Genomic DNA, 23051 nt, shown 5'->3' on the forward strand with positions numbered 1-23051 from the left:
GTTACCCCGGGTTACGCGGGATCAAGCCACCGGCTCCGGGCCGATGTTCACGACCTCGCCGATGACGATGACCGCCGGGGGCTTCACGTCCTCGGCACGTACGGTCTCGGCGACCGTGGCGAGGGTCGCGTCCACACGGCGCTGAGCGGCCGTCGTGCCCTCCTGGACGAGGGCGACGGGGGTCTCGGGCGACCTGCCGTGCGCGACGAGCGTCTCGGCGATCTTCCCGATCTTGTCGACGCCCATCAGGATCACGAGCGTACCGGTCAGCCTGGCCAGCGCCGGCCAGTCGACGAGGGAGCGCTCGTCGTCGGGGGCGACATGGCCGCTGACCACGGTGAACTCATGGGCGACACCGCGGTGGGTGACCGGGATGCCGGCCGCGCCGGGAACGGAGATCGAGCTGGAGATGCCCGGCACGACCGTGCAGGGGATGCCGACCTCGGCGAGCGCCTGGACCTCCTCCATACCCCGGCCGAAGACGAACGGGTCGCCGCCCTTGAGCCGGACCACGGACTTGCCCTGCTTGGCGTGCTCGATCAGCGCGTTGTTGATGGCCTCCTGGGCCATGTACCGGCCGTACGGGATCTTCGCGGCGTCGATGACCTCGACGTGCGACGGGAGTTCGGCGAGCAGGTCGCGCGGGCCGAGCCGGTCCGCGATGACGACGTCGGCCTCGGCGAGCAGACGGCGGCCGCGGACGGTGATGAGGTCCGGGTCGCCGGGACCGCCGCCGACCAGGGCCACGCCGGGTGTACGGGTGCGGTGGTGCGGGGCGACGAGGGTGCCGTCGCGCAGGCCCTCGACGACCGCGTCGCGGATGGCGGCGGTGTGCCTGGGGTCGCGGCCCCTGGCGTCCGTGGTGAGGACGGCGACGGTGACCCCCTCGCTGTGGCCGGTCGCCGGGGTCCAGGCCGTCGCCTGGTCGGCGTCGTCGGAGCGGACGCACCAGACGCGGTGGCGCTCCGCCTCGGCGGAGGCCCGGGCGTTGGCCTCGGGGTCGCTGGTGGCGATGAGGGCGTACCAGGCGGCCGCGAGGTCGCCGTCCGCGTAGGGGCGCCGCTCCCAGGTGATCTCGCCCGCGTCCGCCATCGCCTCCACGGAGGGGGTCGCCCCGGGGGACACCAGCAGGATGTCCGCGCCTGCCGCGATCAGTGCGGGGAGGCGGCGCTGGGCGACCTGGCCACCGCCGAGGACGACCACTCGACGGCCGAAGAGGCGGAGGCCTACGGGGTAGGCGGGGTGTTCGGCCATGAGGGGCGGCTCCTCTTGCTGCTGTGCAGTGCGAGGCCTCTGCGGCTTTGCGGTGGCCCTGACGTGCGGATTTTACGTTGGCTGCCGGAAAGGCGGGTCGGCTGTCCGGTGGCTGGGCAGGGTGGCCGGGCGCGGCCGCGTGGTCCGTGCCCGCCCGGCGGAACGACTGCGCACGGACCACGCCTGACCGGCCGTCGGCCGGAAGCCGCCCCTACTTCTCGGTGACCCCTGCCGAATCGAAGGTCGCCACCTCGTGCATCGCCCTGGCCGTGCTCTGCACCAGCGGGAGGGCCAGCAGGGCGCCCGTGCCCTCGCCGAGGCGGAGGTCGAGGTCGACCAGGGGCCGCAGGCCCAGCTTGTTGAGGGCCGCGACGTGGCCGGGCTCGGCGCTGCGGTGGCCGGCGATGCAGGCCGCGAGCACCTCGGGGGCGATCGCGCGGGCCACCAGAGCCGCGGCGCCGGCGCTGACGCCGTCCAGGATCACCGGGGTACGCAGGGAGGCTCCGCCCAGGAGCAGGCCGACCAGCGCCGCGTGTTCGAAGCCGCCGATCGCCGCGAGGACGCCGATCGGGTCGGCCGGGTCCGGCTGGTGGACTTCGAGCGCACGGCGGACGACCTCGGTCTTGCGGGCGAGGGTCTCGTCGTTGATGCCCGTGCCCCGGCCGGTGACCTCCGCCGGGTCGGCGCCCGTGAAGACGGAGATGAGCGCGGCGGACGCGGTCGTGTTGGCGATGCCCATCTCACCGGTGAGCAGCGCCTTGTTGCCCGCCGCCACCAGGTCGCGGGCGGTCTCGATGCCGACCTCGATGGCCGCCTTGGCCTCCTCGCGGCTCATCGCGGGGCCGGTGGTCATGTCGGACGTGCCGCCGCGGATCTTGCGGGGCAGCAGGCCGGGCGTGGCCGGCAGGTCGGCGGCGACACCGACGTCCACGACGCAGACCTCGGCGCCGACCTGGTTGGCGAAGGCGTTGCAGACCGCTCCCCCGCCCAGGAAGTTGGCCACCATCTGGGCGGTGACCTCCTGCGGCCAGGGGGTGACGCCCTGGGCGTGGACCCCGTGGTCACCGGCGAAGATGGCGACGGCTGCGGGCTCCGGGATCGGCGGCGGGCACTGCCGGGACAGGCCCGACAGCTGCGCGGAGATGATCTCCAGCATGCCGAGCGCGCCGGCCGGCTTGGTCATGCGCTTCTGGCGCTCCCAGGCCTCGCCGAGCGCCTTGGCGTCCAGCGGGCGGATCTGTGCGACGGTCTCGGCAAGCAGGTCGTGGGGTTCCTCTCCGGGCAGGGCGCGGCGGCCGTACGTCTCTTCGTGCACCACCCAGGACAGCGGGCGCCGCTTGGACCAGCCGGCCTGCATCAGCTCGGGCTCGTCCGGGAACTCGTCGACGTACCCGACGCACAGGTAGGCGATGACCTCCAGGTGCTCGGGCAGGCCGAGGGCACGGACCATCTCGCGCTCGTCGAAGAAGCTGACCCAGCCGACGCCGAGGCCTTCGGCGCGCGCGGCGAGCCAGAGGTTCTCGACCGCGAGCGCGGCGGAGTACGGCGCCATCTGCGGCTGGGTGTGCCGGCCGAGGGTGTGGCGGCCGCCGCGGGTCGGGTCCGCGGTGACGACGATGTTCACCGGGGTGTCGAGGATGGCCTCGATCTTCAGTTCCTTGAACTGCTTGGCCCGGCCCTTGGGCAGCGACTTGGCGTACGCCTCGCGCTGGCGCATGGCCAGTTCGTGCATGGTGCGGCGGGTGTCGGCGGACCGGATGACGACGAAGTCCCAGGGCTGCGAGTGGCCCACGGAGGGCGCCGTGTGGGCGGCCTCCAGGACGCGCAGCAGCACCTCGTGCGGGATCGGGTCGCTGCGGAAGCCGTTGCGGATGTCGCGCCGTTCGCGCATCACCTTCAGGACGGCCTCGCGCTCGGCGTCGTCGTAGGCCGGAGCGGCCGGTCCGGTGGACTGTCCTGCCTCTTCCACTGCGGCCTTGCTCTCTTCCTGGTCGGCGGCCCTGGTCTCCAGGTCCTCCGCGTGCTGTACGACGTCGGGGGCGTGCTCGTCGGCCGACGCGTCCGGTCCGGCGGCGGGCTCGGCCTCGCGCGGAGCGGGGACCGTGACGACGGGCTCCTGCTGCTCCTGGGCGGGCAGGACGAGGGGGTGCGGCGGGGTCGGCGCCAGGTGCGGGGTGGTCGGCACCTGGCCCTCGACGGGCACGAACTGCCCGAGCGGCTGCTCGGGGTGCGCCTGGAGCGGGACGCCGGAGGGCAGCGGCCCGGTGGTGCCGGCGGGTGCCTGCTGCGCGGCCGCCGCGGCCGGGTCCGGCTCGGTGGCCGGTGCGACCGCTGTCGGGGCCTCGGTCTCCGGCGTCACCGGAGCGGCCTCGGCCTCGGGCGCCACCGGAGCGGCCTCGACGGGCTGGAGCTGCGGGCCGGCGGGTGCGGCGATGCCGGTGTCGGGGGTCGGCGCCACCGCGGCCTGCTCGGCGGCATCCGACGCCTGGGGCTGCGGCTGCTGCGGGGCGGCCGCGGGATCGCCGTACTGCGGGACGGGACCCGCGAGCTGCGGGCCCTGGGCCTGCAGGAGGGCGGGCCCGGACACCTCGGGCGTGGCCTCCGGAACCAGCACCTGCGCGACGTCCTGCGCCGGGGCGAGGGGCTCCGGGGACTCTGCCGGTTCGGCCGCGTGCGCCGGCTCCGGCGCCGGCTCGGCGGCGGCCACGGGCTCGGGCGCCTGCCCCTGCTCGACGGCGGGCGGGACCTGGCCGGCAGCGGGGGCGGCGGAGTCGGGGACAACGGCGGGCCGGGTCTCGACGGGACCGGCGGCGGACGGGCCGGGCTGGGCCGGAGCGACCGGGACGGCTTCGGTGACGACCGGGACGGCTTCGGTGACCCTCTGGGCGACGGCGGGATCCGCCTCCTCGGCCTCACCCTGTGCCGGAGCGGCGGCGACAGCCTCGGCCGGCGCATCAGCAGCCGAGGGGACCTCTGCCTGCACGGCGTCGACGACGGGTGCCGCCTCGACCGGCTGAACCGCCTCGGCAACGGGGGCGGCCTCGACGGGCTGAGCCGACTCGGCAAGGGGTGCGCCCTCGACCGGCTGAGCGGCCTCGACGACAGGTGCGGCCTCGGCCTGCTGGACAGGCTCCGGCTGCTGGACAGGCTCGGGCACCTGGACGGGCTCCGCCGTGTCCGCCACCGGCGTGGCCTCCGCGACCGGCGCGGCCTGGGGCGCCTGGACCGGTACGGCCTCGGCCTGCGCCGGCTGAACCGGAGCACCCTGCTCCAGCACGTCGGCCGCAGGGGGCACCGGGCCGGTCTCCACGGCATGGACCGCCTCGGCGGCCTCGGCCTCGGGCGCGGGGACGGCCCCACCGGCAGCGGCGTCGGAAGGGGCGGCGGCCTCGGGGCCCTGGCCCAGGTCCAGATCCCCCTGGGGGACGTACACACCGTCGTGACCGTGCACCGGCTGCACCCCGTCATGGCCGTGCACGGCCTGCGGCTGGACCGCCTCGCCGGGCAGCTGCGCGGCCGCCTGCGTGGCAAGGCGGGTCATCGTGGCCTGGGCGGCGTCGGGTACATCGGCGACGGCCTCGGGGACCGCGACGGGACCGACCGTTTCGGCGGCCGGGGCCTCCGTGCCGACCTGGGCCACGGCGACCGGCGCGGCGCCCCAGGGGGCCGCGTTCTGCGGGGCCATGTCGCCCAGCGGCTGGGCCTCGAGGTACTCGGGTCCGGGCGTGGCCGGTCCCGGCTGCCGTACCGGCGCTCCGGCGGGCCCGCGGTCGGCGAGGGAGCGGACCGGGCTGGCGGTGGCGTCGGGGATCGGCGGACCGAGATGCAGCGGCCGGCGCGCCTGCTGCGGCGCGGCGGCCGCGTCCTGCGGGGCCGAGAGGATGGGCGACGGCGGCACGGACGCCGGCGCCGGATTCGGCAGCCGGACGCCGCTGAGGTCGACGGAACCGCTGTCCCGGCCGGCCGTCTCGTGCGGGCCCGGCTGGTGGACGGCCTCGACCACCGGTTCCGGGGCGGGGGGGTGCACTTCGTTGCCCCACGCGCCCTGGGCTCCCGGCAGCAGCAGGTCTTCGTCCTCGGCGGGTGCCTCGGAGAGGTAGGTGTACGCGCCGTGCGCGGGGACGCCCGGCTGTTCCACCATGCCTGCGCTCTCCGGCTGTCCCTCGCCCGGGACCTGGCCGGTGTCGGTCATGCGTACCCCTCGCCCATCGGTTAGTGCTTCTACGACCAGCTCACCCGGAACGGCGCACCGACCGCCCCGTAGTGAAGAACGAGCGTGTGTGCCCAGCGGCACGAACGACCCGCCCAAAAAAGGCGACAAAGCCATTCAGTGGCATTGTCCCGGCCGTTCAGCCGTCGCGACAGCATGATCCGCGACAGCCCGCTGTGGACTGCGCCACGTTGCGCGTCCTCGGGTTCTGCCGTACCACACCCACCCCAAAGCGGGCACGCTTTCCGGACATTGGCGAACGAAGTTCCGGGCCACCGATGCGGTACAACGATCGGCCAGCCTACCGCGCGCAGTACGACAACAGGATCACGGGGCGCGATCCGGCAGGCCCACCCGTCGCCCGACCACCGCCCCTCAACGAGGCGCTTCGCGCCGCAGCAATTCCCCTGTGAGCAGGAACGCAACGTTCCGCTCGGTCTCCGTCCAGGCCCTGGTGTCGAGTTCGACGGACTGCAGCAGGGCGCACTCGACCCGGTATCCGTGTTCGCTCAGGCCGCGGCCGACGAGTTCGGCCTCGTCGCGGGTCGCGGCGTGGGTCACGATGCGCTGCGGGCGGCGGTCGGCGACCGCGGAGACCACGGCCGCTCCCCCGCCGCCGACCCGCACGACGTCCGGTTCGGGCAGGTTTTCGAGGACATGGGGCGCGGTGCCCTGCACCACCTGGAGCTGGACGCCGAAGCGGCGGGCGGCCGTGTCGGTCCGGGCGCAGGCGTCGGACAGCCGGTCGACGGCGATGACGGCGGCTCCGGCGCGCGCCGCCTCGGTGGCGAAGGCGCCGCTGCCGCAGCCGATGTCCCAGACGAGGTCGCCGACCCGGGGACCGAGACGGGCGAGTTGGGCGGCCCGGAGCAGCTGGGTCTCCCCTTCACCGAGGCCGCCGCCGTACCCCCCGTACTCCTCGTCCGGCTGCACCCAGCCGCGGGGTCCGGTGCCGGGGTCGCGCCCGGCGATCCAGCCGCCGCCGTCGGCGGCTCCGGCCGGGCCGCCGATGACGATGACGACGTTCGGGTCGCGCCAGGTGTGGTCGGGGGCATTGTCGGAGGTCACGACCGAGACCCGCTCGCGTTCGGTGCCCAGCTCCTCGCAGATGACGAAGGTCCGGTGGATCCCGTCCATGAGCAGCCCCAGCTCGGCGGGGCCTGCGCCCGGCGAGGTGAGGACGGCGACCTTGGTGTGGGCACGGCAGACGTTCACGGCACGGCGCAGGGTGCGCCGGTGGGCGACGACCACCTGGGCGTCGTCCCAGGGCATGCCGGCGCGGGCGAAGGCGGCGGCCACCGAGGAGACGGCGGGGACGACCTCGACCTCCAGGCCGAACTCCGGTGCGCGCAGGGCCCGTACGACGCCGAAGAAGCCGGGGTCGCCGTCGGCGAGCACGACCGCGGTGCCACGGTGGGCGGCGATGCGGCGGGCGGCCAGCGCGAGGCTGCCGAGGCGGATGCGCTCGGCGGTGGGCGGGACCTCGGGGAGTGCGAGGTGGTGTGCCGCGCCGGCCACGAGCGTGGCGGCGCCGAGGGCGGCGCGTGCCGTGGCGGTCAGCGGCGAGCCGTCCCAGCCGATCACCGTGACCCGGTCGGCCATCGTCGTCAGTCTCCAGGTTTTCGCAGCTCGTCAGGGGTACGGGCCCGTCGGGCGGGCTCCGTGAGGGTACCTGGTGAAGGCAGCGGACGCGCGATGCGGCGGGGCCGTACGCGGATCCGGGTGCGCCTCGCCGGGGTCAGTTCCAGTCGGCGTACGAGGTGAAGCCGCCGGTGTCGGCGAGCTGCCCGTCGGCGCCTTCGAGGTCCTCCGGGAGGAGGCTCCAGACGATGAAGTCCGTGCGCAGGTCGGTCCAGGTTCCGTCCTCGGCGCGGACGTGGACTATGCAGGCGTTGCGCAGCACGCCCTCGCTGATGCAGCCGATCTTCTGCGCGACCTGCTGGGATGCCGTGTTGTCGGCGGCGGTACGGATCTCGATGCGCTCGAACTTCTGGTCGCCGAAGAGCCACTGGGCGGTGGCGAGGGCGGCCTCGGAGGCGTAGCCCTCGCCGCGGGCCCAGGGGGCGACGATGTACGACAGCTCGGTGGAGCGGATGTGCCAGTTGGTCTTGCCCAGTTGGACGATGCCGACGAGGCGCTGGGTGAGGAACTCGGTGACGGCGAGGTCCAGGCCGCGGCCGGCGGTGCGCTCGGCGGGCGCGTACTCGGTGATCCAGTACCGGGCGTCGTCCTGGGTGAAGGGCTGGGGGACGTCGGTCCAGGCACCGATGTGCTCGTCGTTCATCATCTCGGCCAGGGCGGGCACGTCGTCCTCGTCGAGGGGACGCAGCACCAACCGCTCCGTGCTGATGGAGATGTTGGGGAAGGTGCTAGTCATGCGCCGCTCCGTAACCTTCGGAAAATCCTTGAGAGAGCATCAGGACCGTCAGGGCCCCGCTGAACTGCCCAGCATGCAGCATGAAACCACTGAACGGCACGAGGGGGCCCACCCCGGGTGAGGGAGTGGACCCCGTGCGTGGCGATACGCCGTATACGTGCCGTCGGACGAGCCGTCAGATTCAGAAGGACGGGATGACCGAGCCCTGGTACTTGTCCTCGATGAACTTCTTGACCTCGGGCGAGGTGAGGAGCTTGGCGAGCTTCTTCACCCGCGGGTCCTTCTCGTTGCCCTTCTCGACCGCGAGGAAGTTGCCGTACGGGTTGTTCTTCGCGGACTCCAGCACGAGGGCGTCCTTCGCCGGCTTGAGACCCGAGGAGATCGCGTAGTTGCCGTTGACCACGGCGGCGTCCACGTCGTCCAGGGAACGCGGGGTCTGGGCCGCCTCGACCTCCTTGAACTTGAGGTTCTTGGGGTTCTTGGCGATGTCCTGCGGGGTGGCCTCGGTGCCGACGCCGTCCTTGAGCGTGATGAGGCCCTTGGCGGCGAGCAGCTTCAGCGCGCGGGCCTCGTTGACGGAGTCGTTCGGGACGGCGACGGTCGCACCGCTCTTGAGGGCATCGGCGCTCTTCACCTTGTGGGAGTAGAGGCCGAGCGGCTCCAGGTGCACCGTGACGACGGGCACGATGTGGGTGCCGCGCTTCTTGTTGAAGTCGTCCAGGTACGGCTGGTTCTGGAAGTAGTTGGCCCCGACCGAGCCGTCCTCGGTCGCCGTGTTCGGCGTGATGTAGTCGGTGAACTCCTTGACCTCGAGGTCGAGGCCCGCCTTCTTCGCCAGGTTCTCCTTGACGAAGTTCAGGATCTCGGCGTGCGGGGTCGGGCTCGCGGCGACGACCAGCGGGCCGCTGTAGTCGGAGGAGCCGGCGGAGTCGTTGCCGGAGCCGCAGGCGGTGAGTCCGAAGGTGAGGGCTCCGGCGGCGAGGACGGCGGTGGTGAGCTTGGCGGTGTTACGCACGAAAAGTGCCTTTCCTTAAGGGTGGTGCGACCCCGTGATGGGTGTACGGGGAGTCTTTGGGGGGTCTCAGGCGACCTTGGTGATGTCGGCGGGCTCGGTCGCCTCGGCCTTCAGCAGGCGCAGCTTGGGAGCGGGGCCGGAGCGCGCGCCGCGGTGGTGCAGGGAGCGGGCCGCGTAGTCGCCGGCGAACTGGATGAGGGAGATGGCCACGGCGAGGATCGCGACGGTGATCCACATCAGCTCGGTCTCGAAGCGCTGGTAGCCGTAGCGGACGGCGAGGTCGCCGAGACCGCCGCCGCCGACCGTGCCGGCCATGGCGGAGTAGCCGATCAGGGCGATGACCGTCGTGGTCGTGCTGGCGATCAGCGAGGGCAGGGCCTCGGGGACGAGGACCTTGCGGACGATCGTCCAGGAGTTGCCGCCCATGGCCTGTACGGCCTCGACGAGACCGTTGTCCACTTCGCGGACAGCCGTCTCGACCAGGCGGGCGAAGAACGGGATGCCGCCGATGGCGAGCGGCACGATGGCGGCGGTCGTGCCGATCGTCGTCCCGGTGACCCAGCGGGTGAAGCTCATCAGCGCGACCATCAGGATGATGAACGGCATCGACCGGCCGACGTTCACGACCTGGCCGATCACCTTGTTGGCGACGACGTTCTGCAGCAGGCCGCCCCGGTCGGTCAGGACGAGGAGGATGCCGAGCGGAAGGCCGGCGGCGACGGCGATCAGGGTGGACCAGGCCACCATGGTGAACGTCTCGCTACACGCCTGGGACAGCAGCGGCTGCATCTCGGACCAGGTCACTTGGCACCTTCCTTCACCAGCACGGGCGCCTGGACCGTGTGGTCGACGACGTCGACCTGCAGGCCCTGCTCACGCAGGAAGCCCACGGGCACCACGTTGTCCTCGTAGCGGCCGGGCAGTTCGATGCGCATGCGGCCGATCTGGAGACCGCCGACGGTGTCGATGGCGGCGCCGAGGATCGAGATGTCGATGTTGTAGGTGCGCGCGAGCTGGGAGATGACCGGCTGGGTGGCGGCCTCGCCGTGGAAGGTGACGTCGAGGACGGTCCGGTCGGCGCCCGTGGCCTCGCCGCCCACCGGGAACAGGGCGGAGGCCAGCTCGGAGCCGGGGGTGGCCAGCAGTTCGCTGACCGTGCCGGACTCCACGATCCTGCCCTTCTCCATGAGGGCGGCGGAGTCGCAGACGGACTTCACGACGTCCATCTCGTGGGTGATGAGCAGGACGGTCAGGCCCAGCTGCCGGTTCAGGTCGCGCAGCAGCTGGAGGATGGAGCGGGTGGTCTCCGGGTCGAGGGCGCTGGTGGCCTCGTCGGAGAGCAGCACCTTGGGGTCGCCGGCCAGGGCGCGGGCGATGCCGACGCGCTGCTTCTGGCCGCCGGAGAGCTGGGCGGGGTAGGCCTTGGCCTTGTCGGCGAGGCCGACCAGGTCGAGGAGTTCGAGCGCCTTGCGGGAACGCTCCTTGCCGGACTTGCCGAGGATCTCCAGCGGCAGCTCGACGTTGTCCTGCACGGTCCGCGAGGAGAGCAGGTTGAAGTGCTGGAAGACCATGCCGATGCGGCTGCGCGCCCGGCGCAGCTCCTTGCCGGCGCGGGGGCCGCGGCCGGCGAGCGCGGTGAGGTCCTGTCCGGCGACGCTCACCGTCCCGGATGTCGGACGCTCGAGCAGGTTGACGCAGCGGATGAGCGAGGACTTTCCGGCGCCGGACTGGCCGATGACGCCGTAGACCTCGCCTTCGCGGACATGGAGATCGACGCCGTCGAGGGCGGTGACCTCACGGCCGCGGGAGCGGTAGACCTTGGTCAGGCCCGATGTGGTGATCACAGGGGTTTCCGTCACTGTCGAGTGCACGGGCGTGGGTGTGCCCGGACACGGGTGCAGTTGCAGTCGTTCAGGGACGCGGCACGGTTCTGGCCGAGGCGGTGAACCGGGGAGAACGTCGCGTGCGCGATGGGGGTCCCCCACGCCGTTCAGGCAGTGGGGGAGGCTTCAGTCACTCAGGCCGGGGATCCGGCGTGGGGACGGCCACGGCTCTCGCTTCGGGGCGCGAGGCTCAGGTGGTGCAGGGGCCCTCTAGAAAGCACACATTCGGCGCGAACACATACAACGAGCACCGGGCGTCAGGGTCGCCTCGGTCGCAAGGGTGCGGCAGCTCGTCGTGGTCATGCGATCAGTAAACCAGACCTACGGTGCTGACCGGCCGCCGCTGTCCGCATGCTGGACAGCGGCGGACAGTTCTCAGTCGCGAACGGAGATCTCCACTCCGGCCTCGGTGACCAGTGCGGACAAGGCCGACAGGTCCCTCACCACCAGGTCGGCGTCCAGCTCCTCGGCCCGGTGGGTTGTGGCCAACGCCACGGTGGTCATGCCGGCCGCGCGGCCCGCCTGGAGTCCTGCGGGTGCGTCCTCGAAGACGACACAGTGGGCCGGGTCCACGCCGAGCTGCCGGGCGGCGAGCAGATAGGGCTCGGGGTCGGGCTTGCCGCGGGTGATGTCGTCGGCGGCGACGAGCGTCTTGGGCACGATGCCGACGGCGTCGAGGCGGGCCTCGGCGAGCCGCCGGGTGGCGGAGGTGACGACGGCCCATCGGTCGGCGGGCAGCAAGTCGAGGAAGTCCCGGGTGCCCGGCAGGAGCCGCACGCCCCCGCCGGGCACGTCCTCCACCTCCAGCTGTTCGACCCGGGCGACCGCCTCCGGCACGAGCCGGGCGGGCAGCAGGTCGGCGACTATCTCGGCCGCGGGCCGCCCGTGCAGCGCGACGCGCCGGAACTGCTCGGCGGTGATGCCGTACTCCTGCGCCCAGCGTGTCCAGCAGCGCTCGACGGATTCGAGGGAGGAGACGAGGGTGCCGTCGTTGTCGAACAGGAGGGCGTGCGCGTGGAACATCATGGTCTAGACCCTACGGCGTACGACGGGGTCGGCGGCGTCGGGCCATTTCGGCCGTAATAAGGTCACCGCATGCTCAACGCCCTGACGCTGGTGACCGGAGTCGCCGCGCTGCTGCTCGCCGCCTGGTGCGGCTGGGCCGCCCACCGGGACCAGCCGACCAAGGACTGGCACTTCATCGGCATGGCCGTGGTGTCGCTGCTGGCCGTGATCCAGCTGGTGGCCGGGATCGTGCTGCTGGTCCGGGGCGAGAAGCCGGAGCAGGGGACGGCCATCTTCGTGGCGTATCTGCTGGGCGCGTTCGCGTGCGTGCCGGCGGCGGGCTTCATGTCCCTGGCCGAGCGGACGCGCTGGGGCTCGGTGACGGTGGCGGCCGGCGGTGTGGTGCTGGCCGTGCTCGAGGTACGGCTCTACGACATCTGGGGAGGCTGAGATGACGGCGCTCGAGGAGAAGCCGACCCGGTTGATCAGCGGGCCGGGAATGCTGCTCGTCTGGTTCTACGGCGTGATGGTGGTCGGCGCATTGTCGCGCTCGGCGTACCAGATCGCGACGGACTTCCAGCGGGCGCCGCTCGCCTACTCGTTGTCGGCGGTGGCCGGTGTCGTGTACGGGTTCATCACGTACACGCTGGTCCGTGGGGGCGAGACGGCGCGCAGGGCGGCGCGGGTCTGCTGCGCGGCCGAGTTGGTGGGAGTGCTGGTCGTCGGCACGTGGACGCTCGTGGAGCCCTCGGCGTTTCCCGACGCGACCGTGTGGTCGGACTATGGGATGGGCTACATCTTCATCCCCGTGCTGTTGCCGTTGTCCGCGCTGTACTGGCTGCGGAAGGTGCAGGCGCAGCAGAGGGCTGCGGCCTGAGAAGTGCGGGCGCCTGCGGGCCGTTCGCGCCCACGCGGCGGAGCCGCATGTCAATACGGCCCCGCGACTCCTCGGGGCGCCCCTCACGCCGTAGTTGCGTAAGCGCCCGCCTGCTTCTCCAGGACGATCATCTCCACGCCGTCCGCACCCTTCGACCGGCCCACCGCCTGGTACCCGACCCGGCGGTACAGGCGGAGGTTGCTCTCGCTGCGGTGGCCGGTGAAGAGGCGGAACTTGGTGGCACCCCGCTCCCCCTCCAGCGCCGCTTCGGCCGCGCGCAGCAGACGCGCGCCGATGCCGTGGCCCTGGAGACGCGGGTGGACACAGAGCTTGCCGATGGCGGCGGCGCCGTCCTCGGTCACCTTGCCGCGCACCGCGCCGACCACCTCGTCGCCGAGGCGGGCCACGAAGACACAGTCGGCGACGACCTCCTGACGGACCGAGTCGAGACTCTGGACGAGCGGGTCGATGCGGTAGTTGCCGTACAGCGCCGCCTCGCTCTGGAAGCACAGGTACTGGAGCCTGAAGATCTGCTCCGAATCCTGCTCGGTCGCCACCGAGATGGTCACGCTCATGCCCATGTGCGCATGCCTCCCGCTCACCTGATCACCTGTCGTCCCTCACTCCTATCCCCGCGCTTCACGGGCCGCAACCTCCGGCGTGAGCAATCGGCGCAGACATCCCAGACATCTGGAACGTTCCGGTCCGAGACTGCCTTGTGAGATACCCAACTCCCCCGCGATCTCCCGGTATGTCAGGTCCCTCGGGGAGAGCAGCGCCTCGATGAGCCGGGGGCAGCGGCCGGGCAGCCGACGCGCCGCGTCGCGCAGGGCGCGGTACCGGGCGGCCGCGAGTGCCAGCTGTTCGGGGTCGGAGCGGGTGTCGTCGGCCGGCTCGACATCGTACGGACGTTCGATGCGGGTGGTGCGACGGCTGCGCCGGGCCTCGGCACGGACGGCCTTGCGCAGCCAGCCCTCCGGGTCGGTCGGCGGCCCGGTGGTCTCCAGGAGCTCCAGGAGGCGGAGCCAGACGGCCTGCTCCAGATCGCCCGGTTCACCTCCGCAGGCATATGCCTCGGCAGAGGCCTCGGCGGCGAGCAGCGGGCGCAGGGTGACCACCAAGTCGTGCGTCATATGCGGAACGACGCGCCGCCCCGGCGGCAGGTTTCCGGGACGGCGCGGAGTCACCCCTAAAGGGGTGCGGTACGGCCTCGGTGTTGACGAGGGCGGCTCCGGTCAGCCGGCCAGGAAGTCGGCGCGGGCCAGCACACCGGTGTCGGCGTTGTCGGTGAAGACGCCGTCGATGCCGGTGGCGAAGTACGTCCTGAAGGCGCCGAAGACATCGCCGTAGGCGTCCGCGGCGCTGCCCTTGCGGTACTCGGCCGGGAGGAAGGGGTTCTCGTTGCGCATGGTGTAGGGGTGCAGGACGAGACCCACCTTGTGCGCGTCGGAGACCAGCGTGGTCGGCTGGGCCAGGGTGCCGTCGGCGTTCTTCGGGATGATCAGGTCCAGCGTCGGACCGATGCCCTGCGCGTAGCCGGCGATCTCCCGCAGCCCCTTGGGCGTGATCAGGTCGGCGACCGTGCGCGGGTCGCCCGCCTCGACGAAGTCGTAGGGGCGGCTGCTGGCCGAGGAGAGCAGCACGACGAGCGGGTTGTCCACCAGCTGGTTCAGCTTCTGGATGCTGCTCGGCTCGAAGGACTGCAGGATGACCGGCGAGTCCCGGCCGTCCCTCCCGTACTTGCGCAGCAGCTTCGCCACCCGCTCCTCCAGGCCCAGGCCCAGCTTGCGGAAGTAGGTGGGGTGCTTGGTCTCGGGGTAGATCCAGACCTGCTTGCCGCGCTTGCGGGTCTGCTCGTCCTGCCACTTCAGGACCTCTTCGAACGTGGGGATCTCCCAGCGCCCGTTGTAGAGGGTGTTGTGCGGGCGGTTGGCCGGGATGCGCTCGACCGCGCGCAGGGTCTTCAGCTCGGCGAGGGTGAAGTCCTCGGTGAACCAGCCGGTGGTGGGGACGCCGTCCAGAACCTTGGTGGTCTTGCGGTCGGCGAACTCGGGATGCGAGGCGACGTCCGTGGTGCCGCCGATCTCCGGCTCGTGCCGGCAGACCAGGTGACCGTCCTTGGTGGGCACCAGGTCGCCCGCCTCGACGACGTCGGCGCCGAGGTCGAGGGCCAGGTTGTACGAGCCGAAGGTGTGCTCGGGGCGGTAGCCGCTGGCACCCCGGTGGCCGATGATCGTCGGCACCGGCAGGCTCTTCAGCCCGCGCCCGCCGTACCCGGCCGTCCGGGCGTCGGCCGTCCGGGCGTCGGCCGTCCGGGCGTCGGCGGCCCGGGCGGTTCCGGGCAGCCCGAAGACCGCTCCGCCCGCGCCGAGCACCGCTGCGCCGAGGAGCGCCCGCCGTCCCGTGCCCTGCGTCTGCCCGTTCGTCTGGTCGCTGTCCATGAGCGCCCTCCCGCTGTCCTGCCTCTTCGATGCGCGCCGATCGTAGGGGCGTACACATGACCGATGGGAGACCTCGGTTCGAACACGCGGGTGACTCCGTCTGTCGTGTGCGAGGCGAGACATGACGGTCCGTCGGCTTCGGCCGCGGGCATTCGACGCGACCTCCGTCACACTCCAGGTGTACGTCACTGACGGGCACCGGGGCGTCACCGCAGGTAAACCAGTGTCAACAGTGTGTAAGACCTCGGTGAACCGGCCGCACCCGATGTGCGCATCCCCCGGAGCCGCGAGTAATGTCCTCACCTGCACAGACACATATCGCTTCCCTCGACATCGGAGGACCCGTTGTCCCGCTTCGCGCTCATCAAGGCAGTGCTCGGACCGATCATGCGCCTGATGTTCCGCCCACAGGTGGAGGGCGCGGAGCACATCCCGGGGGACGGGCCGGTCATCCTGGCCGGCAACCACCTGACCTTCATCGACTCGCTGGTGCTGCCGATCGTCACCAAGCGGCAGGTGTACTTCATCGGCAAGGACGAGTACGTCACCGGCAAGACCCTCAAGGGCCGGCTGATGGCGTGGTTCTTCACCGGCGTCGGCATGATCCCGGTCGACCGGGACGGGGCCAACGGTGGCGTCGCCGCGCTGATGACCGGGCGGCGGATCCTGGAGGAGGGGAAGGTCTTCGGGATCTACCCCGAGGGGACGCGGTCGCCCGACGGCCGGCTGTACCGGGGGCGCACCGGTATCGCGCGGCTGACGCTGATGACCGGTGCGCCGGTGGTTCCGTTCGCGATGATCGGCACGGACAAGCTGCAGCCGGGCGGGGCGGGGATGCCGCGGCCCGGGAAGGTCACCGTTCGCTTCGGCGAGGCGATGGAGTTCTCGCGGTACGAGGGCATGGACCGGGACCGGTACGTGCTGCGGGCCGTGACCGACTCCGTGATGGCCGAGGTCATGCGGCTCTCCGGGCAGGAGTACGTGGACATGTACGCCACGAAGGCCAAGGCTGCGTAAGCGCCGGCTCAGCCGGCACTTTCCAGTTTCTGCCCCTTCAGCAGGAACCACGCCGCCACCGCCGTCGCCAGCAGGACCGCTGCTCCTGCGGCCGAGGCGATCTGCAGGCCCTGGACGAAAGAGCTGCTTGCCGCGTCCAGGAGAGACTCCGCCGTGTGCGCAGGCATGGCCGTCGAGGCCTCCACCGCCGCTCCCAGTGACTCATGGGCCGCTGCCGGGGTTCCGGCCGGGCCCGTGAAGTCGCGGTAGACACCGGTCACGATCGAGCCGAGCAGGGCGATGCCGAGGGCAGCGCCCAGTTCGTACGCCGTCTCGGAGACCGCGGAGGCGGCGCCCGCCTGGTCCTTGGGCACACTGGAGAGGATCACGTCGGCCGTCACCGTGAAGGAGAAGCCGGCGCCGATGCCGACGACCAGGAGCGCGACGCCGAGGACCGGGTAACCCGTCGACCGGCCCACGGTCGTGAGGACGGCGAGGGCGATACCCACGGCGGCCAGACCGCCCGAGACCACGGCCCGTACCGAGAAGCGGCGGGCCGCGCGGCCCGCGATCAGGCCGGCCGCCACCGCGCCGACGGCGGCGGGCAGTTCGGCCAGGCCCGCCTCGAAGGGGCTCCTGCCCTGGACCAGTTGCAGGAACTGGGAGAGGAAGAACACCAGGCCGGACATGCCCAGCACGGTCAGCAGGTCGGCGAGGACCGCGCCGCTGAAGCCACGGCGCCGGAACAGGCGCATGTCCAGCAGCGGGGCCGGCATGGTGAGCTGGCGGCGCACGAAGCCGTAGAGCGCCGACGCACCCAGCAGGGCCGCGGCGAGCGTGGGCCAGGTGAGGCCGTGGGTGGCGGCCTCCTTGACCGCGTACACCAGGCCGATCATGCCGACCAGCGACAGGACGACGCTGATCAGGTCCCAGGGGCCGGGGTCCGGGTTGCGGGACTCGGGCAGCGTACGGATGCCGACCAGCACCAGGACCGCCATCACCGGCAGGTTGATCAGGAAGACCGAGCCCCACCAGAAGTGCTCGAGGAGGAAGCCGCCGGTGATGGGGCCCACGGCCGTGCCGGCGGAGGCGGTGGCGCCCCAGATGCCGACCGCGAGGCTGCGCTCACGCGGGTCGTGGAAGAGATTGCGGATCAGGGCGAGGGTGGCCGGCATCAGGGTCGCACCGGCGACGCCCAGCAGGGCCCGCGCCAGGATCAGGAGTTCAGGGGTGGTCGCGTACGCGTTCAGGACGGATATCGCACCGAACGCCGTGGCGCCGGTCAGCAGGATGCGCTTGCGGCCGATGCGGTCGCCGAGGCTGCCCATGGAGACCAGCAGACCGGCGATGACGAAGGAGTAGACGTCGCCGATCCACAGGAGCTGGGTACCGGAGGGGTTGAGGTCTTCGCTGATGTACGGGGTCGCGAGGCCGAGGACGGTGGCGTCGACGGCCACCAGCAGCACGGCCAGGACGAGGACGGAGAGCGCGAGCCAGCGGCCCGGGCGCTTCTCCACCTCCGCCGCACACGCCGGCTGCAGGGTGCTGGTCATGATTCCTCTCTTCGTAGTGCGCCGCCGAGCAGCAGCTCGACGATCATGTGGGTGAAGTCCTTGGGGGCGACGCGGCCTTCCGAGACCGCCCAGGCACCGGAGGCCAGCAGGCCGTAGAGCGCCTCGGTGAGCCAGACCGGAGTGAGGTCGATACGGAACTCGCCGCTCTCCTGGCCGCGCCGGAACAGGGCCGTGACGCGCTCGTCGATGCGGGCCCAGCCCTGGTTCTGCCCCTCGCCCTCGAACAGCTGGTTCTCGGTGTAGAGGAAGGCGAGCAGGCCGGCCGAGGGTTCGAACGAGCGGACCAGGCGGTGCACGGCCTCGCCGGCGGAACCCTCCTCCAGGCGGGCCGTGTCCAGCGCCGCCTCGCACTCCGCGATGCCGAGCGCCTCCAGCGCCCGTACGAGCGCGTCACGCCCGGCGAAGTGGCGGTGCAGCGTGGCCCGGCTGATCCCGGCGGCCTTGGCGACCTCGTCCATGGTCGCCGTGGACTTGCGGGTCAGCAGGGCGGCTGCGCTGCGCAGCACGTGGTCACGATCCAGGGCCATGAGACAATCATAGCCCATGTGAGACATCTTTGTCTCATTGTAGGCATGCATGACTCATAGCTGCTGGTCAGCAGGGGTGATCGGTCAGTGCCAGGGCAGCTGGCCGCGCCGCTCCCAGTAGGTGCCCGGTTCCTCCACCAGCGTGGCGAGGCGGGTCAGCTGGTCGACGTCCAGGTCCACGACGGGCGCGTGGAGGTTGGAGGCGAGCTGGGTGACGGTCGCGGCGCCGGAGAGGACGACACCCGCCCAGGGCTGGCGCAGGATCAGGGCGAGGGCGACGGCGTCGCAGCCGAGATCGGTCTCCTCGGCCACGGTCTTCAGCGCGTCCGGGGCATTCTGGGCGGCGAGGCGGCCGTTGGCCATACCCTCCTTGATGATCACGGTCAGTCCGGCGTCGTGCGCCTCGGCGAGCGCGGGTCCGGCCGAGGTCTCGAGGGCGTTGTACGTCGACTGGACGGTACGGAAGAGGGGCTCGCCGTCGACCCGCACGGCGAGGGCGGCGCGGATCGCGTCCGCCTGGGCCGGACCGCTGGTGGAGAAGCCGATGGTCAGACCCCCGGCCGCGGCCTCGGCGAGTTCGGCGTGGAGTTCCTTGTCGGTGAGGGCCGGACTGTCCGGGGTCACCGAGTGGATCTGGTAGAGGTCGAGCCGGTCGCCGAGCAGCGCTTCGGACTCGGCGCGTTGGCGCTCGTACGTCGCCAGGCTGTGGTCCTTCACCTCGTGCTGCGCGGCATCGGTGGACCAGCCGGCGGTGTAGGTGTACCCCCATTTGCTGCCGACGACCACGTCGTCGATGTCCGGGCGGGCGTTCAGCCAGTCGGCGAGGAACTCCTCGGAACGGCCGTAGGAGCGGGCGACGTCGAAGTAGCGCACGCCCTGGGCGTAGGCGGCGTCCAGCAGGTCGTGGGTGCGGTCGCGCAGGGCGTCGACGCTGCGGACCGGCGGGAGGTCCTCCTCGCGGCCCAGGTTGATGTAGCCGGGGCGGCCGACGGCGGCGAGACCGAGCCCGATGTGGCAGGTCGGCGTCGTGGCGGTCGCGAGACGGGCGAAGGGCATCGCGGACTCCGTTCGGTCGGCTCCGTGGAGCCTGTGCCATGTCCCGCGCCTGGCCGGGAACATGACACAGGCTCCTATGGCTCAGGACCAACGTAACCCGCCGCGTGCGGGCGGACACGACGGTCAGCCGGCCGAGTCGACCGGTCTGCTGTCGTCCAGCGCGCGCCGTACGTACGTCACGTAGCGCGCGAACAGTTCGGGCTGGCCCGTCCGGGCGATGTCGACCACGGGCGAGTCGGCTCGCCGTACCCCCACCAGGTAGTGCGAGGTACGGCAGCGGCCCGACGCGGAGTCGGGGTCGACGAGGGACACGTAGCAGGTGGGCAGGTGCCGGGTGAACCGTACGGTCATCTGCCCGGCATGCCCCTCCGCCGCGAAGTCCCGGGCCACTCGGGCCAGTTGACGGGCGGACTCCGCCGCCCGGCCCGGCAGGCCGGGGTCGCCGATGCTGCGGGCGTACTCGGTGATCAGCGCCGACTCCGGGTCGGCTACCAGACAGGTGATCCGCACACCCCGGCTCAGCAGCCGGCGCACGGGGTCGGTGAAGTCGCGCTCGGGGCGGGAGACGTACAGGCTGGTCAGGCTGCGCAGGGCGACACCGATCTCGATGATCTCCGTCTGCGCCGCGGCGAGGAACGCGGCCTTCTCCGTGGGTGCGAGCCGTCCATGGGCATGGACGGTCAGGCCGCGTCCGCCGTCACCGGTGGCCAGCCGCCGGTCGATGACCCCGCCCAGCTCCTGGAGGAACGTCTCCCGCTCGGCATCCCTGAGGAACAGGTCGTAGTAGAAGGGGACGGCGACACCGGCCGCCGCGAACAGGGCGAGTTCGTTGAGGACCGACCAGCCGAAGCCGTCACGGCCGTTGGACAGCAGGGCCAGGCTCAGGCCCGCGAGCAGGACGCACAGTGCGAGGGCGGCGCGGAATCTGCTCAGCAGCCGCCGGCCTCCCGGCGCGTTGTTCTCCATGGCTCCCCCCGCCTCCCTCTCTGCCCGGGGAGGCGGGGGTTCACGCGCCGGAGGTCGTCACTTCTTGGCGTCCGCCCAGACGTGCTGCGCCGCCACGTCCGCCTTGACCTCGGTGAGCTGGACCGCGACCGCGCTGGGTGCCGTACCGCCGCGGCCGTTGCGGGAGGCGAGGGCGCCCGGGACGTTGAGGACCGTGCGGACCTCGGGGGTCAGATGGGCGGAGATCTTCGCGAACTGCTCGTCGGTCAGCTCGTCCAGCTCCTTGCCGTCGGCCTCCGCGACCTTCACGCACTCCCCCGCGACCTCGTGGGCCACGCGGAACGGCACGCCCTGCTTGACCAGCCACTCGGCGATGTCGGTGGCGAGCGAGAAGCCTGCCGGGGCCAGCTCCTCCATGCGCTCGCGGTTGACGGTCAACGTGGCGATCATGCCGGTGAAGGCGGGGAGCAGGACCTCCAGCTGGTCGCAGGAGTCGAAGACCGGCTCCTTGTCCTCCTGGAGGTCGCGGTTGTACGCGAGGGGCAGCGCCTTGAGCGTGGCCATGAGGCCGGTCAGGTTGCCGATGAGACGGCCCGACTTGCCGCGCGCCAGCTCGGCGATGTCCGGGTTCTTCTTCTGCGGCATGATCGACGAGCCCGTGGAGAACGCGTCGTGCAGGGTCACGAAGGAGAACTCCTTCGTGTTCCAGATGATGATCTCCTCGGAGATCCGGGAGAGGTTCACGCCGATCATCGCGGTGATGAAGGCGAACTCGGCGACGAAGTCACGCGAGGCCGTGCCGTCGATGGAGTTGCCGACGCTGCCGTGCTCGAAGCCGAGGTCCTCGGCGACCGCCTCCGGGTCCAGGCCCAGGGAGGAACCGGCCAGGGCGCCGGAACCGTAGGGCGACACGGCCGTCCGCTCGTCCCACTGGCGCAGCCGCTCGGCGTCCCGGGACAGGGACTGGACGTGGGCCAGCACATGGTGGGCGAAGAGCACCGGCTGGGCGTGCTGGAGGTGGGTGCGGCCGGGCATGGCCACGTCCGGGTGGGCCTCGGCGAGGCCGATGAGCGCGTCCTGGAGGTCGGCGATGAGGCCGCCGATGATCCGGGCGTGGTCCCGCAGGTACATCCGGAAGAGGGTCGCCACCTGGTCGTTCCTCGACCGGCCGGCCCGCAGCTTGCCGCCGAGGTCCGGGCCGAGCCGCTCCAGCAGGCCGCGCTCCAATGCCGTGTGGACGTCCTCGTCGGCGATCGTGCCCACGAAGGAGCCGTTCGCGACGTCCGCCTCCAGCCGGCCGAGTCCGGCGAGCATGCGGGTCAGCTCGTCCTCGGAGAGCAGTCCCGCCTTGTGCAGCACACGCGCGTGGGCGCGTGAACCCGCGATGTCGTAGGGCGCGAGCCGCCAGTCGAAGTGGACGGACGCGGACAGCTTCGCCAGGGCCTCGGCGGGACCGTCGGCGAAACGGCCGCCCCAGAGCCGTACGTCACCGCTGTTGCTGCTCACTTGCGCTGCTCCTAGAGAAGGTGTGGATGTCCGAACCGTACTCAGGCCAGGCCGTCGTCAGGCTCCGCCTGCGAGATCACGCCGTGCCGCGATCTTCGACGACAGGCTGTAGATGTCGATGAAGCCCTTCGCCGCCGACTGGTCGAAGGTGTCGCCGGTGTCGTAGGTGGCGAGGTTGAAGTCGTACAGGGACGAGTCCGAGCGCCGGCCGGTGACGACCGCGCGGCCGCCGTGCAGGGTCATCCGGATGTCACCGGTGACGTACTGGTTGGCCTCGTCGATGAAGCCCTCCAGGGCGCGCTTGAGCGGCGAGAACCACTGGCCGTCGTAGACCAGCTCGCCCCAGCGCTGCTCGACCTGCCGCTTGTAGCGGGCCAGCTCGCGCTCGACGGTGACGTTCTCCAGCTCCTGGTGGGCGGTGATCAGGGCGATCGCGCCGGGGGCCTCGTAGACCTCGCGGGACTTGATGCCGACGAGGCGGTCCTCGACCATGTCGATCCGGCCGATGCCCTGGGCGCCGGCCCGCTCGTTGAGCTGCTGGATGGCCTGCAGGACGGTGACCGGCCTGCCGTCGACGGCCACGGGGGCGCCCTGCTCGAAGGTGATGATCACCTCGTCGGCGTCGCGGGCCACGGCCGGGTTCTGCGTGTACTCGTAGATGTCCTCGATCGGGGCGTTCCAGATGTCCTCCAGGAAGCCCGTCTCGACCGCGCGCCCGAAGACGTTCTGGTCGATGGAGTACGGCGACTTCTTGGTGGTGGCGATCGGGAGCTGCTTCTCCTCGCAGAAAGCGATCGCCTTGTCCCGGGTCATCGCGTAGTCGCGGACCGGGGCGATGCACTTCAGGTCCGGGGCGAGGGCGACGATGCCGGCCTCGAAGCGGACCTGGTCGTTGCCCTTGCCGGTGCAGCCGTGGGCGACCGTGGTGGCGCCGTGCTTCTGGGCGGCGGCGACGAGGTGCTTGACGATCGTCGGCCGGGAGAGTGCGGAGACCAGCGGGTAGCGGTCCATGTAGAGGGCGTTGGCCTTGATCGCCGGGAGGCAGTACTGCTCGGCGAACTCGTCCCTGGCGTCCGCGACCTCGGCCTCGACAGCACCGCAGGCGAGGGCGCGCTTGCGGATGACGTCCAGGTCCTCGCCGCCCTGGCCGACGTCCACCGCGACGGCGATGACCTCGGCGCCCGTCTCCTCGGCGATCCAGCCGATGGCGACGGAGGTGTCCAGACCGCCCGAATAGGCGAGTACGACGCGCTCGGTCACGGGTTTCTCCTCACACTGCACTCACTGACATGCATGAGTATGCAGAGCTCTGCATGATTCGTCAATTCTCGGACCGCTTGAACGATGGCAATCGCTTTCTCGTACTTCCCACCGAACGCCGGCGC

General features: G+C 71.6%; 20 protein-coding genes. 3 read left to right on the plus strand and 17 right to left on the minus strand.

All coding sequences use genetic code 11. The features are described 5' to 3' along the window. Window positions 1–21 precede the first annotated feature (21 nt). From cobA to FB157_RS18955, 8 genes are all read right to left on the minus strand, one after another. On the minus strand, window positions 22–1254 hold the full coding sequence (gene cobA, locus FB157_RS18920; protein WP_145881223.1) for a uroporphyrinogen-III C-methyltransferase: 1233 nt from the start codon (window positions 1252–1254) through the stop codon (window positions 22–24). Between the two features lie 211 nt (window positions 1255–1465). Then, window positions 1466–5446: a nicotinate-nucleotide--dimethylbenzimidazole phosphoribosyltransferase gene (gene cobT / locus FB157_RS18925; protein ID WP_145881224.1), complete on the minus strand. Its 3981-nt coding sequence runs from the start codon at window positions 5444–5446 to the stop codon at window positions 1466–1468. Window positions 5447–5839: 393 nt separating this feature from the next. Beyond that, window positions 5840–7066: a precorrin-6y C5,15-methyltransferase (decarboxylating) subunit CbiE gene (gene cbiE, locus FB157_RS18930; RefSeq protein WP_145881226.1), complete on the minus strand. Its 1227-nt coding sequence runs from the start codon at window positions 7064–7066 to the stop codon at window positions 5840–5842. 136 nt (window positions 7067–7202) lie between these two features. Continuing rightward, window positions 7203–7841 (minus strand): GNAT family N-acetyltransferase, encoded by a 639-nt coding sequence (locus FB157_RS18935; RefSeq protein WP_145881228.1) that lies wholly within the window; start codon window positions 7839–7841, stop codon window positions 7203–7205. Between the two features lie 181 nt (window positions 7842–8022). Beyond that, window positions 8023–8856: a MetQ/NlpA family ABC transporter substrate-binding protein gene (locus FB157_RS18940; RefSeq protein WP_145881231.1), complete on the minus strand. Its 834-nt coding sequence runs from the start codon at window positions 8854–8856 to the stop codon at window positions 8023–8025. 66 nt (window positions 8857–8922) lie between these two features. Further along, complete coding sequence (locus FB157_RS18945) at window positions 8923–9660, minus strand: methionine ABC transporter permease (RefSeq protein WP_186581566.1); 738 nt, start codon at window positions 9658–9660, stop codon at window positions 8923–8925. Next, entirely contained in the window at window positions 9657–10700 is a 1044-nt protein-coding gene (locus tag FB157_RS18950) for a methionine ABC transporter ATP-binding protein (protein WP_145881232.1), read from the minus strand. The genes FB157_RS18945 and FB157_RS18950 overlap by 4 nt, the downstream gene beginning before the upstream one ends. A 414-nt stretch (window positions 10701–11114) precedes the next feature. Then, window positions 11115–11765: an HAD family hydrolase gene (locus tag FB157_RS18955; protein ID WP_145881234.1), complete on the minus strand. Its 651-nt coding sequence runs from the start codon at window positions 11763–11765 to the stop codon at window positions 11115–11117. Window positions 11766–11834: 69 nt separating this feature from the next. Between FB157_RS18955 and FB157_RS18960 the strand changes: the two genes are divergently transcribed. Both FB157_RS18960 and FB157_RS18965 read left to right on the plus strand, forming a co-directional pair. Beyond that, a complete protein-coding gene (locus tag FB157_RS18960; protein ID WP_145881236.1) occupies window positions 11835–12194 on the plus strand; it encodes a hypothetical protein in 360 nt (119 codons plus the stop codon). A 1-nt stretch (window position 12195) separates the two neighbouring features. Then, complete coding sequence (locus FB157_RS18965; RefSeq protein WP_145881238.1) at window positions 12196–12621, plus strand: hypothetical protein; 426 nt, start codon at window positions 12196–12198, stop codon at window positions 12619–12621. Between the two features lie 83 nt (window positions 12622–12704). Here the strand turns inward: FB157_RS18965 and FB157_RS18970 are convergent, their stop codons facing one another. The 3 genes from FB157_RS18970 to FB157_RS18980 all read right to left on the minus strand — a co-directional run bounded on the left by FB157_RS18970 (window position 12705) and on the right by FB157_RS18980 (window position 15062). Next, window positions 12705–13202 (minus strand): GNAT family N-acetyltransferase, encoded by a 498-nt coding sequence (locus FB157_RS18970; RefSeq protein ID WP_145881357.1) that lies wholly within the window; start codon window positions 13200–13202, stop codon window positions 12705–12707. 45 nt (window positions 13203–13247) lie between these two features. Beyond that, a complete protein-coding gene (locus FB157_RS18975) occupies window positions 13248–13754 on the minus strand; it encodes a sigma-70 family RNA polymerase sigma factor (protein WP_145881239.1) in 507 nt (168 codons plus the stop codon). Between the two features lie 102 nt (window positions 13755–13856). Continuing rightward, a complete protein-coding gene (locus tag FB157_RS18980; RefSeq protein WP_145881241.1) occupies window positions 13857–15062 on the minus strand; it encodes a glycerophosphodiester phosphodiesterase in 1206 nt (401 codons plus the stop codon). Window positions 15063–15407: 345 nt separating this feature from the next. Between FB157_RS18980 and FB157_RS18985 the strand changes: the two genes are divergently transcribed. Beyond that, complete coding sequence (locus FB157_RS18985) at window positions 15408–16079, plus strand: 1-acyl-sn-glycerol-3-phosphate acyltransferase (RefSeq protein WP_145881243.1); 672 nt, start codon at window positions 15408–15410, stop codon at window positions 16077–16079. An 8-nt stretch (window positions 16080–16087) separates the two neighbouring features. Here the strand turns inward: FB157_RS18985 and FB157_RS18990 are convergent, their stop codons facing one another. The 6 genes from FB157_RS18990 to FB157_RS19015 all read right to left on the minus strand — a co-directional run bounded on the left by FB157_RS18990 (window position 16088) and on the right by FB157_RS19015 (window position 22926). After that, window positions 16088–17611, minus strand: coding sequence for an MFS transporter (locus FB157_RS18990; protein WP_145881245.1), 1524 nt, complete (start codon window positions 17609–17611; stop codon window positions 16088–16090). Further along, window positions 17608–18159, minus strand: a complete 552-nt coding sequence (locus FB157_RS18995) for a TetR/AcrR family transcriptional regulator (RefSeq protein WP_222440945.1) — start codon at window positions 18157–18159, stop codon at window positions 17608–17610. The genes FB157_RS18990 and FB157_RS18995 overlap by 4 nt, the downstream gene beginning before the upstream one ends. Before the next feature lie 84 nt (window positions 18160–18243). Continuing rightward, window positions 18244–19215 (minus strand): aldo/keto reductase, encoded by a 972-nt coding sequence (locus tag FB157_RS19000; RefSeq protein WP_145881249.1) that lies wholly within the window; start codon window positions 19213–19215, stop codon window positions 18244–18246. A 123-nt stretch (window positions 19216–19338) separates the two neighbouring features. Beyond that, window positions 19339–20181 carry a hypothetical protein gene (locus FB157_RS19005; protein WP_145881251.1) on the minus strand — a complete coding sequence of 281 codons (843 nt, stop codon included), beginning with the start codon at window positions 20179–20181 and terminating at the stop codon, window positions 19339–19341. 57 nt (window positions 20182–20238) lie between these two features. Beyond that, the gene (argH, locus tag FB157_RS19010) at window positions 20239–21666 is read right to left on the minus strand and encodes an argininosuccinate lyase (protein ID WP_145881252.1); all 1428 of its coding nucleotides are present in this window, start codon (window positions 21664–21666) and stop codon (window positions 20239–20241) included. A 57-nt stretch (window positions 21667–21723) separates the two neighbouring features. Continuing rightward, window positions 21724–22926, minus strand: coding sequence for an argininosuccinate synthase (locus FB157_RS19015; RefSeq protein ID WP_145881254.1), 1203 nt, complete (start codon window positions 22924–22926; stop codon window positions 21724–21726). Window positions 22927–23051 lie beyond the last annotated feature (125 nt).

The sequence above is a fragment of the Streptomyces sp. BK340 genome, assembly GCF_007827595.1.
Lineage (GTDB): Bacteria > Actinomycetota > Actinomycetes > Streptomycetales > Streptomycetaceae > Streptomyces.